Annotated in this window: 10 protein-coding genes and 2 pseudogenes; 6 read left to right on the top strand and 6 right to left on the bottom strand. The window is 72.6% G+C overall.

What is annotated here, in order from left to right:
• Window positions 1-66: 66 nt before the first annotated feature.
• A complete protein-coding gene (gene sigJ / locus JNW89_RS13960) occupies window positions 67-957 on the bottom strand; it encodes an RNA polymerase sigma factor SigJ (RefSeq protein ID WP_309139982.1) in 891 nt (296 codons plus the stop codon).
• A gap of 105 nt (window positions 958-1,062) precedes the next feature.
• Window positions 1,063-1,383 carry a hypothetical protein gene (locus tag JNW89_RS13955; RefSeq protein WP_238449262.1) on the bottom strand — a complete coding sequence of 107 codons (321 nt, stop codon included), beginning with the start codon at window positions 1,381-1,383 and terminating at the stop codon, window positions 1,063-1,065.
• 138 nt (window positions 1,384-1,521) lie between these two features.
• Here JNW89_RS13955 and JNW89_RS13950 point away from each other — a divergent pair, with 138 nt between their 5' ends.
• From JNW89_RS13950 to JNW89_RS13935, 4 genes are all read left to right on the top strand, one after another.
• A complete protein-coding gene (locus JNW89_RS13950; RefSeq protein WP_238449261.1) occupies window positions 1,522-1,950 on the top strand; it encodes a hypothetical protein in 429 nt (142 codons plus the stop codon).
• Window positions 1,951-2,047: 97 nt separating this feature from the next.
• A complete protein-coding gene (locus tag JNW89_RS13945; protein WP_238449260.1) occupies window positions 2,048-2,506 on the top strand; it encodes a DUF4383 domain-containing protein in 459 nt (152 codons plus the stop codon).
• Between the two features lie 103 nt (window positions 2,507-2,609).
• The gene (locus JNW89_RS13940) at window positions 2,610-3,161 is read left to right on the top strand and encodes a PadR family transcriptional regulator (protein ID WP_238449259.1); all 552 of its coding nucleotides are present in this window, start codon (window positions 2,610-2,612) and stop codon (window positions 3,159-3,161) included.
• 26 nt (window positions 3,162-3,187) lie between these two features.
• Window positions 3,188-4,666, top strand: a complete 1,479-nt coding sequence (locus JNW89_RS13935; RefSeq protein ID WP_238449258.1) for an acyl-CoA dehydrogenase — start codon at window positions 3,188-3,190, stop codon at window positions 4,664-4,666.
• Between the two features lie 316 nt (window positions 4,667-4,982).
• Here the strand turns inward: JNW89_RS13935 and JNW89_RS13930 are convergent.
• From JNW89_RS13930 to pgi, 4 genes and pseudogenes are all read right to left on the bottom strand, one after another.
• Window positions 4,983-5,506 (bottom strand): annotated as a pseudogene (locus JNW89_RS13930) (lysoplasmalogenase).
• Window positions 5,445-6,470 (bottom strand): sterol desaturase family protein, encoded by a 1,026-nt coding sequence (locus tag JNW89_RS13925; protein WP_238449257.1) that lies wholly within the window; start codon window positions 6,468-6,470, stop codon window positions 5,445-5,447. Before JNW89_RS13925 ends, JNW89_RS13930 begins: the two are co-directional and overlap by 62 nt.
• A complete protein-coding gene (locus JNW89_RS38090) occupies window positions 6,458-7,183 on the bottom strand; it encodes a FadR/GntR family transcriptional regulator (protein WP_238449256.1) in 726 nt (241 codons plus the stop codon). Before JNW89_RS38090 ends, JNW89_RS13925 begins: the two co-directional genes overlap by 13 nt.
• Before the next feature lie 106 nt (window positions 7,184-7,289).
• A complete protein-coding gene (gene pgi / locus JNW89_RS13915) occupies window positions 7,290-8,927 on the bottom strand; it encodes a glucose-6-phosphate isomerase (protein ID WP_238449255.1) in 1,638 nt (545 codons plus the stop codon).
• Between the two features lie 238 nt (window positions 8,928-9,165).
• Between pgi and JNW89_RS13910 the strand changes: the two genes are divergently transcribed.
• Together JNW89_RS13910 and JNW89_RS13905 are read left to right on the top strand one after the other, a co-directional pair.
• Window positions 9,166-11,127, top strand: coding sequence for an ABC transporter ATP-binding protein (locus tag JNW89_RS13910; protein ID WP_238449254.1), 1,962 nt, complete (start codon window positions 9,166-9,168; stop codon window positions 11,125-11,127).
• A 342-nt stretch (window positions 11,128-11,469) separates the two neighbouring features.
• Window positions 11,470-12,553: pseudogene (locus JNW89_RS13905) on the top strand (endo-1,4-beta-xylanase); the annotation flags it as partial.

Genomic DNA, 12,553 nt, shown 5'->3' with positions numbered 1-12,553 from the left:
CGGTGCGGACGGCATCGCTTGCCGGCGGGGCGACCGAGGTCCCGCGCCCCGCCGGGCCGCATGCCGTCAGTCGTCGAGGACGGTCAGGTCGAGCCGGCGCAGCCGGTCGGTGTCGGAGAGCACGTCGACGGCGACGATCCGGCCGTCGGTGACGGTGAAGCCCATGACCGAGATCGGCCGGCCCTGCGCCACGACCACGGCGCCGGCGGCCCCGTTGACCAGCGCCGGCCGCATGAACGGGTAGAGCCGTCCGAAGGTGACCGCCTGCCCGGTGACCGTCGGCGCGCCGGTGAGCACGACGGTGTGGCGGCTGCCCGGGCCGCCGTCGGAGCGCAGCACGACGTCGGGGTGCAGCACGGCGACGAGCGCGTCGAAGTCGCCGTCGCGGGCGGCGGCGAAGAACGCCTCGACGACCGCCCGCTGCCGGGCGAGGTCCGGGTCGGGCACGGGGGCCTGCCCGCGTACCCGCCGCCGGGCGCGGCTGGCCAGCTGCCGGGCCGCGGCCGGGGACCGCTCGACCATCGGGGCGATCTCCTCGAACGGCACGGCGAACATGTCGTGCAGGACGAACGCGAGCCGCTCGGCCGGCGTCAGGGTCTCCAGCACCACCAAAAGCGCGAGCCCGACCGAGTCGGCCAGCACGGCGGCGTGTTCGGGGTCGTTCCCGGGCTCGCGGCTGATCACCGGCTCGGGCAGCCGTATGTCGAGGGGTTCCTCGCGGCGCCGCTCCCGCGAGCGGAGCGCGTTCAGGCAGACCCGGGCCACCACGGTGGTCAGCCAGCCGCCGATGTTCTCCACGGCGCCGGTGTCGGCCCGGCTGACCCGTAGCCAGGCGTCCTGGACGGCGTCGTCGGCCTCGCTCACCGAGCCGAGCATCCGGTATGCCACCGCCCGGAGCCGGGTCCGGTGCTCCTCGAACCGCTGCGTCAGCCACTCGTGCTCGTCGACCGCTGTCACGTCGCCCCCTCGTCGCGTCTCACAGCAGTAGACACAGCCGACCCGGCCGATGTGACAGCGGGTCGGTGAGTGGGCGCCCCGGGCGGCGGTCCCGCCCGGGAAGCGTCAGGCGGCCTCGGCGGCCGTCCGGGAGCGGCGGTGGGGCAGGGCCGTCAGGTCGCCCGGCGACTCCTCCCGCCGGTCGTCGCGAACCGGGTCGGCGACCTCCTCGGGGGCGTCGCCGGAGAGTGCCAGCGCCCGCTGCGCGTGGCGGGCGGCGTCGCACGGCCACTCCTGGTGGCCGCAGACCAGGTTGTCGCAGTGTCCGGTCTCATCCGGCTGGTGCGCGTCCACCACGCCGGCGGCGAGCCGCCACAGGAGCGGATCTGTCACCCCGGCGGGCGCGGTGCCCCGGTCGCGCGGCTCTGGGCGGTCGGTCTCGGACACGGTCTCCCCCTCTGTCGGTACCGGCGGAAAGTCTCCACGGCCCGCGCCCGGTAAACGCCCACGTCGAGTGATCAACGCCATGTTGACTGATTGACCTGCACCGGTCTTGGGCACCAGCACCCGATGACGACTCGACGGGTGACCCCGGAAGGCCTCGGCGCCTGGCTGGTCAAGGGCAACGCGGACGCGGTCGACCTGGCGTCCCGCTTCGCCGCCGACCCCCGGGTGCGGAGCTGGTGCGTCCGCCCCGGCTACCGCTCCGAGTTGATGCGGGCGGGTCAGCCGGTGGTCCTCTGGGCCAGTGGCAGCCGGCGCCGGCTGGCGTACGGGGTGTGGGGTGTCGGACGGCTGGCCGGGCCGGCCGTGCCGGGGCCGCCGGGGGAGCCCTGGTCGGTCCCGCTGGAGTTGACGGTGCTCGACCCGGGCGACCGGGTGCCCCGGGAGCGGCTGCGCGCCGACGCCCGACTGGCCGGGGCGGAGGTCCTCCGCCAGCCGCAGGGCGCCAACCCCTCCTGGCTGACCGTGGCCGAGTTCGCCGCGCTCCGGGAACACCTGCCACCGGCCTGAGCCGGCCCCCCGCACACCACCGCCCCCGGTTCCGGAGGTTTGCGGCGTGTGGTCCCGGGCATCCGGGACCACGCGAACCCCGACGGAGGTGGTTGACATGGTGAACAGACCCGGCCGAGGGGCACCGGCGACCGCCGCGTCCCCCGTCCGTCGCCCCACGCAGGCGGTCGGCGTGCTTTTCCTGCTCATCGGGGTGCTGGGCTTCATCCCCGGCATCACCACGAACTTCGACCAGATGATGTTCGCCGGGCACGACTCGGAGGCGAAGCTGCTCGGGCTCTTCCAGGTGTCGATCCTGCACAACCTGGTGCACCTGGCGTTCGGCGTCGCCGGGCTCGCCCTGGCGCGTACGGTCTCCGGCGCGCGGACGTACCTGGTCGCCGGTGGCGCCATATACCTGGTGCTCTGGCTCTACGGCGTGGTCGTGAACTTCGAGAGCGGCGCCAACTTCGTCCCGCTCAACACCGCGGACAACTGGCTGCACCTGTTCCTCGGCCTCGGCATGATCGCCCTCGGGCTGGTGCTGACCCGCCGCCCCGGCGGCGCCCGCCGCTGACCTGATCCGACGCCGCGCTCCCACGAGGGGCGCGGCGTCGCCGTGTGTGACCGATGCCCCTGCGGCCTTGCCTATGCAACTCGTTGCATAGCAGGATGCCCGCATGGCCCTCGAGCACGCGATCCTGGTCTCCCTGCTGGAGCAGCCGGCCTCCGGCTACGAGCTGGCTCGCCGCTTCGACCGCTCGATCGGCCGGTTCTGGACCGCCACCCACCAGCAGATCTACCGGGTGCTCAAACGGATGGAGACCGACGGCTGGGTCGCCGCCGAGGAGGTCGGCCAGGACGGCCGCCCCGACAAGCGGTGCTGGTCGGCCACGGCCGCCGGGCAGAGTGCGCTCGCCGACTGGCTGCGCGCGCCCGTGCAGCCCGAGGCGGTCCGGCACGAGCTGGCCGTCAAGATCCGCGGTGCCGCCTTCGCCGACCGGGCCGGCCGCGCCGACCTGGTCGCCGAGGTCGAGCGCTACCGCGCCGACCACGAGGCGGTCCTCGCCAGCTACCTGGCCGGCGAACGCCGCGACTTCCCGGCGCCCGACCCCGGCGACGCCCGCGCGGCACTCCAGCACGTCGTGCTGCGCGGCGGCATCGCGTACGAGCGGATGGTGCTGGCCTGGCTCGACGACGTCCTCGCCACCCTGCGCGACCTCGCCCGCTGACCCCCCGCCTTCCGGAAAGGACCCCCATGGCCGACCCGTTGCTCAACCCGCGCACCTACGACCCCGCCCACCTCGACTCCGAGTCCCGCCGGCTGCTGCGCGCCACCGTCGACTTCTTCGAGCAGCGCGGCAAGAAGGCCTTGGTCGACAGCTACAACGACCACACCTGGTACGGCGACTTCCTCGACTTCGCCGCCAAGTCCGGTCTCTTCGCGGCGTTCTGCACCCCGGCCGCCGACGGTGCCGGCGACCCGGCCAAGCGCTGGGACACCGCCCGCAACGCGGCGCTCAGCGAGGTGCTCGGCTTCTACGGCCTCGGCTACTGGTACACCTGGCAGGTCACCGTCCTGGGCCTCGGCCCGGTCTGGCAGAGTGACAACGCCGCCGCCCGGGCCCGCGCCGCCACCCTGCTCGACGCCGGCCACGTGATGGCGTTCGGCCTCTCCGAGCGCAGCCACGGCGCCGACATCTACTCCACGGACATGCTGCTCACCCCGGACGGCGAGGGCGGCTTCCGGGCCACCGGCGGCAAGTACTACATCGGCAACGGCAACGTCGCCGGCCTGGTCTCGGTCTTCGGCCGCCGCGCCGACGTCGACGGCCCCGACGGGTACGTCTTCTTCGCCGCCGACAGCCGGCACCCCGCGTACCACCTGGTGCGCAACGTGGTGAACGCGCAGATGTACGTCAGCGAGTTCCGGCTGGCGGACTACCCGGTGCGCGCCGAGGACGTGCTGCACACCGGGAAGGCCGCCTTCGACGCCGCCCTCAACACCGTCAACGTCGGCAAGTTCAACCTCTGCACCGCCTCGATCGGCATCTGCGAGCACGCCATGTTCGAGGCGGTCACCCACGCCCACAACCGGGTGCTCTACGGCCGGCGGGTGACCGACTTCCCGCACGTGCGCCGGGAGCTGACCGACGCGTACGCCCGGCTGGTGGCGATGAAGCTGTTCAGCGACCGGGCGGTGGACTACTTCCGCTCGGCCGGCCCGGACGACCGCCGCTACCTGTTGTTCAACCCGATGACCAAGATGAAGGTGACCACCGAGGGCGAGAAGGTCGTCGACCTGCTCTGGGACGTCATCGCCGCCAAGGGCTTCGAGGCGGACACCTACTTCGACAAGGCCGCGCGGGACATTCGGGGCCTGCCCAAGCTCGAAGGCACCGTGCACGTCAACCTGGCCCTGATCCTGAAGTTCATGGCCAACTACCTGTTCCGGCCGCCGAGTTCCCGCCGGTGCCGACCCGGCACGACCCGGCCGACGACGAGTTCCTGTTCCGGCAGGGCCCGGCCCGAGGACTGGGCGCGATCCGCTTCCACGACTGGCGGGCCGCGTACGACGCGCACGCCGAGGTGCCGAACGTGGCCCGGTTCCGGGAGCAGGCCGACGGGCTCTGCGCGCTGCTGGCCGCCCACGCGCCGAGTGAGGAGCAGCAGCGCGACCTGGACTTCCTGCTCGCCCTCGGCCAGCTCTTCGCGCTGGTCGTCTACGGTCAGCTGATCCTGGAGCAGGCCGCGCTGACCAACCTGGACGCCGACCTGCTGGACGAGATCTTCGACATCCTGGTCCGCGACTTCTCCGGCCACGCCACCGAACTGCACGGCAAGGCGGCCACCACCGACGCGCAGGCCGCGTGGGCGCTGACCCAGGTCCGCCGACCGGCCGCCGACCCGCAGCGCACCGCCCGGGTCTGGTCCCAGGTGGAGGCGCTCTCCGGCGCCTACGAGATGAACCCCTGACGCTCCGCCCGGCACGACTTGCGGCGTGTCGCGGTGTCGAGCGCTCCGACACCGCGACACGCCGCGAACGGGGTTGGTCAGGCCTCGCTCATCGCGTCCACCGGCGGTCGGTCCGCCGCGGGCCGCCGCGCGGTGGCCTCGCGGGCCCAGGCGGTGGTGAGCAGGACCAGCGCCGCGATGTAGGTGACCATCACCAGCAACCGGCGCCCGGGCAGCTCCGCCCCGGCCGCGCCGAGCCCGATCAGCGCGTCGGAGACGAGGAAGAGCGCCCCGCCGGCCGCCGCCCGGCGGGACACCCCCACCGAGGCGGCGGCCATCAGGCTCAACGCCAGGCTGTAGCCGAGCACCGGCAGCCGCAGGTCGCCCAGCCGCTCCCAGAGCAGCGCGTTCGCGCCCGCCCAGACCGCCAGGTAGCCGGCGAAGGCGGCCAGCGCGCCCGCCGGTGCCGCAGGAAGGCGGTCAGGAAGCAGAGCTGGGTGCCGAGGAAGCACCCCATCCCGACCAGGAACGCCGCGGTGCCGGGCAGCAGCAGCGCCACGTCACCCGCCGTCGCGAACACCAGGCCGGCCGCCACCAGGTCCCACCTGCGGCGTACGCGCAGCAGCCAGGCCAGCAGCAGCGGCGCGAGCAGCGGCTTCGCCGCCCACTGCAGCGCGGGTACGTCGAGCGCGACGCCGGCCAGTTCGACGGCGGCGACCGCGGCGTACAGCCCGGGCCAGAGTCGTCTCATCGGGCGGGCTGCCAGCCGGCCGGCCGAAGAGGTGACCGAGTCGGTGCCGCCAGGAGGTGGCTTCCCGGACATCGCGCCAGATCGCCGCGTACTCGTGGGTGGCCACCCGCAGCGGGTTGTAGGTGTTGATGTTCTTCGTCAGGCCGTACCGCACGGCGGCACGTTCCGGCTCGAAGCTGCGGAAGAGCCGGTCCCAGACGATCAGGATGCCGCCGTAGTTGCGGTCCAGGTACTCGTTGTTGGCGCCGTGGTGGACCCGGTGGTGCGACGGGGTGTTGAAGACCCACTCGATGGGCCGGGGCAGCACGTTGATCCGCTCGGTGTGCAGGAAGAACTGGTACAGCAGGTTGATCGACTGCTGGAGGAAGATCATCCACGGCGGGATGCCGAGCAGCGCCAGCGCCAGCCAGAACGGCAGCGAGGTCATCGGCGTCGTCCAGCTCTGCCGCAGGGCGGTGGAGAGGTTGTAGAACGTGCTGGAGTGGTGCACCACGTGGCTGGCCCAGAACAGGCGCACCTCGTGGTGGGTGCGGTGGAACCAGTAGTAGGCCAGGTCGTCGGCGAAGAAGAGCAGCACCCAGGTCCAGACGCTGGTGGGGGAGAGCTGCACCGGGGCGAGGGTCCACAGCCCCACGTAGAGGCCGACGGTGAGCAGCCGCCAGGGAGTGCCGATCAGCACGCTGCCGACGCCCATGGTCAGGCTGGTGGTGGTGTCACGCAGCTCGTAGCCGCGTTCGTCGTCGTCGGGGGCGAACCGGTACGACAGCGCTTCCACGACGACGAGCAGCAGGAACGCGGGTACGGCGTAGAGCACGGCGGGGATCATGCTCGACATTCCCTTCCTGGTGGGGTGGTGGGGGTGGTGAGTGAGGCGGTCAGCAGCGCGTGGGCCTGCGCGGCGGCGTCGTCGCCGCGCCCGTCGGCGATCGCCTCGGCCAGCCGGCGGTGGCCGGTGACGTCCAGCAGTTCGGCGGCGCGGCGTTCCGGCGGTACCTCGCCGACGGCCACCGCCCCGGCGACCAGGCTGTTGAAGGACAGCAGGTACGCCGTGTTGCCGGAGCCGTCGATGATGTGCCGCCAGAGCAGGATGTTGGCCTTGTCCATCGCGTGCAGGTCCGGGGCGAGCGCCGCGTAGGCCTCGACGTCGCGGATGACGCTGCCCCGCAGCTCGGCATCGGCCCGCTCGGCGCAGAGCCGGGCGGCGTCCACGCCGACGCAGGCACGCATCTCCAGCATGTCCCGGACCAGCGTGTCGACGGGGAGCAGGTCGCCGGACTGCACCAGCGACAGCGCCAGGTCGAGACCGGCGTGCACCCGCCAGTCGAGCACCCGGGTGGCGCCGCCCTGGCTGACCCGGAGCAGGCCGAGCTGTTGCAGCCGGCGCAGGGCCTCGCGGACGGCGTGCCGGTTGACCGCGAACGCGGCGGCCAGTTCGCGCTCGCCGGGCAGCGGGTCGTCGGGGCGGTAGCGACCGCTGACGATGGCGTCGCGGAGCTGGCCGAAGACGTGGTCGGCGACGGAGCTGCGAGGAACGGGAACGAAGGCCACGGCAGCAGTGTGACCCCGCGCACATCAACCCGTCAACTGGTTGGACCAGTTCGCGTACCAAAAAGACGGCGGCCGGGTCGTCGACCCGGCCGCCGTCTCGCGGGGTTCAGTCCCGGCCGCGTTCGCGACGGTAGCGGCGGATCAGCGCGGCGGTGGAGGAGTCCACGTCGGACAGGTCCGGGTCGCCGCCGGTCAGCTTCGGCGCGAGCTGGTTGGCCATCACCTTGCCCAGCTCCACGCCCCACTGGTCGAACGGGTTGATGTCCCAGATCGCGCCCTCGGTGAAGACGATGTGCTCGTAGAGGGCGATCAGCTGGCCGAGGGTCCCCGGGGTCAGCTTCGGCGCGATGATCGAGGTGGTCGGGTGGTTGCCCGGCATCACCCGGTGCGGCACCACCTTGGCCGCGGTGCCCTCCGCTTCGACCTGCTCCTTCGTCCGCCCGAACGCCAGCGCGGCGGTCTGCGCGAAGAAGTTCGACATGAACAGGTCGTGCATGTCGCCGAGGTCGTGGTTGGGCTGGCTGAACGCGATGAAGTCCGCCGGGATCAGCAGCGTGCCCTGGTGGATCAGCTGGTAGAACGCGTGCTGGCCGTTGGTGCCCGGCTCGCCCCAGAAGATCTCGCCGGTCCGGTGGTCGACCGGGGTGCCGTCCAGCGTCACCGACTTGCCGTTGCTCTCCATCGTCAGCTGCTGCAGGTACGCCGGGAACCGGTGCAGGTACTGCGAGTACGGCAGCACGGCGTGGGTCTGCGCGCCGAGGAAGTTGGTGTACCAGACGTTCAGCAGGCCCATCAGCGCCGGGACGTTGTGCCGCACCGGCGTGGTCCGGAAGTGCTCGTCCACGGCGTGGTAGCCGGCCAGCAGGTCCCGATAGTGTGCCGGGCCGACCGCCAGCATCACCGACAGGCCGACCGCCGAGGGCAGCGAGTACCGGCCGCCCACCCAGTCCCAGAAGCCGAACATGTTCTGCGGGTCGATGCCGAAGTCGCGGACCCGCTGCTCGTTGGTGCTGACCGCGACGAAGTGCTTCGCGATCGCCGCGTCGTCGTCGGCGTCCAGCCCGGACAGCAGCCACATCTTCGCCTGGTTGGCGTTGGCCAGCGTCTCCTGGGTGGAGAAGGTCTTGGAGACGACCACGAAGAGGGTGGTCGCCGGGTCCAGGTCGTGGGTCTTGTCGTGGATGTCGGTCGGGTCGATGTTGGACACGAACCGGCAGCTGATCCCGCCGTCCCGGTACGCCTTCAGCGCCTCGTACGCCATCACCGGCCCGAGGTCGGACCCGCCGATGCCGATGTTGACCACCGTGCTGATCCGCTCGCCGGTGTGCCCCCGCCACTGCCCCGAGCGGACCCGCTCGGCGAACGCCGCCATCCGGTCCAGCACCTTGTGCACGTCGGCGACCACGTCCTGGCCGTCGGCGATCAGGGTGGCGTCGCGGGGCAGCCGCAGCGCGGTGTGCAGCACCGCCCGGTCCTCGGTGGAGTTGATGTGCCGACCGGCGAACATGGCGCAGATCCGGTCGCTGAGCCGGGCCCGCTCGGCCAGCGCGGTGAGCAGCTCCAGCGTCTCGTCGGTGACCAGGTTCTTGCTGTAGTCGACGTGCAGGTCGGCGACCTCGCCGGTGAGCCGCTCACCCCGGCGCTGGTCGGCGGCGAACAGCTCCCGCAGGTGGGTGCCGCGCATCGTCTCGGCGTGCTTGCGCAGCGCCTGCCATTCGTCGGTGGTGGTCACACTCGCAGCCATCGGGGCGATCTTCTCCTTCGCGACGGGACGCCGGTGGCGCTCCTCGCGCCGCCGCCGGCTCGGCTCCAGCCTGCCACCCCGGCGGGGCCGGCGCGACGCGACGCGGCAGACCCGTCCCGCACCGTGGTCCGCGACACGCCGTTGCGACACGTGTACGACACGCCGGTCACGCCACGACACCGCGCGGTCGCCGACAGTAGGCTCTCTCCCTGCCCTGTCCCTCGGCCCGGGAGGACCCATGGCGACGGTGATCGGCCCACGCCGCTCGTCCCGACAGGACGGCCCGTCCGACGACGCCGACGAACTGGAGCTGCCGGAGCTGGAGGACGGCCACTGGATGCACCGGGCGACCGAGTTCGCCCACACCAGCTTCCGGTCGGTCGCCCGGCGGCTGCCCCACCTGGTCCGGGAGGCGGTCACGCTCGCCTGGGCCACCAGCCGGCGGGACACCCTCGCGGCGATCGGCCTGAACCTCGCGGCCGGGGTGATGACCACCCTCGGGCTGCTCGCCACCACCGGCGTGCTGCGGGAGCTGTTCGCCGGCGGCCCCACGCCCGACCGGGTACGCGCCGCGCTGCCGTCGCTGGTCCTGGCCGCGCTGGCGGTGACCGCCCGGGGCGCCCTCACCGTGACCGCCGGCTGGGCCCAGGCCCGGCTGATGCCCCAGATCAACTACGAGGTGGAGCTGCGGCTCTTCGAGGCCACCACGGCGGTGGAGCTGGCCGCCTTCGACGACGCCGGCTTCGCCGAGGAGATGGACCGGGTCCGGGACCGGGGCATGGCCGAGGCGGCGTCCATCGTCGACCACACGGTCAACCTGATCACCGGCGTGGTCGGCGTGCTGGCCACCGCCGCGGCGGTGACCGTGATCCAGCCCCTGCTCCTGCCGTGCCTGCTGCTCGCCGCGGTGCCCGAGGCGGTCACCGCGGTCCGGATGGCCCGCCGGCAGTACCTGGCCATGCTGGCCCGGATCACCCGCCGCCGCCGGATGTGGATGCTGGCGCACCTGATGGCCAACCGGCGCACCGCCGTCGAGGTCCGGGCCTACCAGATGCACGACTTCCTGCTGGCCGAGTTCCGCCGCGTGATGGCCGTGGAGACCCGGGCCGAGCTGCGCCTGGTCCGGGCGCAGAGCGCCACCCGGGCGTTCGGCATGTCCGTCGCCGGGGTGGCCGCCTTCGGGATGTACGCCGTGCTCGGCGGGCTGCTGCTCACCGGCGTGGTCGCGCTGGCCGCCGCGGCGACCGCCCTGCTGGCGCTGCAGTCCGCCCGGTCCAGCCTCGGCATCGCCGTCTTCGCCACCAACAACCTCTACGAGGACGCCCTCTACTACCAGGACTACCGGGACTTCCTGGAGCGGGCGCGGGGGCGGATCGGGGTGGGGGAGGGCCGCCCGGCGCCCGGGTTCGACACCATCGCCCTCGACCGGGTCAGCCTCCGCTACCCGGACACGGGCACCCCGGCGGTGGACGAGGTCAGCCTGACCGTCCGCCGGGGCGAGGTGGTCGCCCTGGTCGGCGAGAACGGTTCCGGCAAGACCACCCTAGCCAAGCTCATCGCCGGGCTCTACCGCCCCACCGGTGGGACGATCCGCTGGGACGGCGTCGACCTCGCCGAGCTGGACCCGGCGCAGACCGCGGCGCAGGTGGCGGTGATGACCCAGGAGTACTGGAAGTTCCCCTTCACCGCGGGGCAGAACATCCGCATCGGCCGGCACGACCGCTGCGCCGACCAGGCCGGCCCGACCGTGGAGGACGCCGCCCGCTCCGCCGCCGCGCACGACATGATCGCCGACCTCCCGTTCGGGTACGACACGCTGCTCGACCGGGAGTTCAAGAACGGCCAGGAGCTCTCCGGCGGCCAGTGGCAGCGGCTGGTCGCCGCCCGGGGCCTCTACCGGGACGCCCGGCTGCTGATCTGCGACGAACCCTCCGCCGCCCTCGACGCCCGGGCCGAGCACGCCCTCTTCCAGCACCTGCGCCGCCGCCCCGACCGGGCGGTCGTCCTGATCACCCACCGGCTGGCCAACGTCCGGCACGCCGACCGGATCTTCGTGCTGGACCACGGCCGGTTGGTGCAGCAGGGCACCCACCAGGAGCTGATGGCCGCCGGCGGGCTCTACCGGGAGCTGTTCGAACTCCAGGCGAGCGGCTACCTCGCGGCGGCCGGCACGGAGTCCGGGGGACCATCGACCGGATGACCGGCCGGGTGGGACGGCCGCCTCCTCGCGCTGCTTCCCGTCGGTGTCAGCCCGTCCCCCCCGAAAGTTTCGGCGTCCGGAAGCCTCCGCTTCGTCGCCGACTCCGATGACCCGTCGAGTGGGATCACCCGACGGCCGAGACATCGATTTTCGTTGAAGTGTCGGAAAGCTTTCGGTACCGTCAGGACGGGACCCCTCGACCCTTGCGGTGACAGTCGCAGCACGGCGGATCCCGGCGCGGCCTCCGGGCGGTCACGTCGGGCGACGGAGCCGGTCACCGCGTCGGGCGACGGTCGAGGCGCGACGTCCCACACCCCGTCACTGTCGAAAGGTTGATCTGCCATGACCCACGTCCCCGCCCGCCCGGGCGGACGTCCGACGACCCGAGCCCGGCTCCGCGCGACCCTGGTGGCCGCCGCCGCGGGCGTCGCCGCACTCGGCACCACGTTCGCCCTGGCGCCCGGCGCCAGCGCCGCCACCACCCTGGGCGCGTCCGCCGCCCAGACCGACCGCTACTTCGGTACGGCGGTGGCCGCGAACAAGCTCTCCGACGCCACCTACGTCGGGATCCTCAACCGCGAGTTCACCATGTCACGCCCGAGAACGAGATGAAGTGGGACGCGACCGAACCCACGCAGGGCCAGTTCACGTACGCCAACGCCGACCGCATCGTCAACCACGCCCGCGCCAACGGGATGCGCGTACGCGGGCACGCGCTGGCCTGGCACTCGCAGCAGCCCGGCTGGGCGCAGAACCTCAGCGGCACCGCCCTGCGCTCGGCGATGGTCAACCACGTCACCCAGGTCGCCACCTACTACCGGGGCAAGATCTATGCCTGGGACGTGGTGAACGAGGCGTTCGCCGACGGCGGCACCGGCGCCCGGCGCGACTCCAACCTCCAGCGCACCGGCAACGACTGGATCGAGGTGGCGTTACGCGCCGCCCGGGCGGCCGACCCGACCGCCAAGCTCTGCTACAACGACTACAACACCGACGGGCAGAACGCGAAGAGCAACGCGGTGTACGCGATGGTGCAGGACTTCAAGGCCCGGGGCGTGCCGATCGACTGCGTCGGCTTCCAGTCCCACTTCAACAGCGCCTCGCCGGTGCCGGCCGACTACCAGGCCAACCTCCAGCGCTTCGCCAACCTCGGGGTGGACGTGCAGATCACCGAGCTGGACATCGAGGGGTCCGGGTCGGCCCAGGCCGACAACTACGCCCGGGTCGTCCGGGCCTGCCTCGCCGTGAGCCGCTGCACCGGCATCACCGTCTGGGGCATCCGGGACACCGACTCCTGGCGGGCCAGCGGTACCCCGCTGCTCTTCGACGGCAGCGGCAACAAGAAGCCGGCCTACACCGCCACGCTCGACGCGCTCAACGCCGGCGGCCCCAGCACGCCGCCGACCACCACGCCCCCGCCCACCAC

The sequence above is a fragment of the Micromonospora sp. 4G55 genome (assembly GCF_016803375.1).
Note: the sequence above shows the minus strand (reverse complement) of the source record. Positions and strands in the feature narration are given on the sequence as shown.